This window comes from Cryobacterium sp. 10I1 (assembly GCF_035019805.1).
In the GTDB taxonomy this organism is placed as follows: Bacteria; Actinomycetota; Actinomycetes; order Actinomycetales; family Microbacteriaceae; genus Cryobacterium; species Cryobacterium glucosi.
The window spans coordinates 1-493 of the sequence record NZ_JASJVF010000559.1; the positions used below are offsets into that span (position 1 = coordinate 1).

Consider the following 493-nt stretch of genomic DNA (forward strand, 5'->3'; position numbering starts at 1 on the left):
CCGCGCCCCGCGGCCCGGCGAGTTCGTCTACGAGACCGACTTCTCCGAGACCGTCGTGTCGCCCGAATGGATCTCGATCCGCCGCTACCCGTCCGAGATCGCCTCGCTGACGGAACGGCCGGGCTCGCTCGTGCTGCACGGCGAGGGTGCGACCCTCGACGACGAGCAGCCGGTCTTGCTCGGCTACCGGCAGCAGCATCCGCTCGCCACGGCGTCGGTGCTGATCGACCCGGGGCAGGGCCTCGGCGGGATCAGCGTGCGCTACGACGAGGTGCACCACTACGAGATCGAGGTCGGCAATGGTGTCGTCACCGCTCGGGCCTGCGTCGCCGGGATCCGGCAGGAGTGGACCCGTGAGCTCGCGCCGGGCTCGGACGGGCCGGTCACCCTCGGCCTCGACTTCGTCGCCCCCGGTGCGATGGGGCCGGACGGGATGCGGTCGGGCATGCTCGCCGGCCTCACGAGCGACCTCGTCGTGCTGAGCGTCGGCACC

General features: G+C 72.2%; 1 pseudogene. It reads left to right on the top strand.

Features of this window, described 5'->3' with window-relative positions:
• Positions 1-493: pseudogene (locus QN345_RS19770) on the top strand (hypothetical protein); the annotation flags it as partial.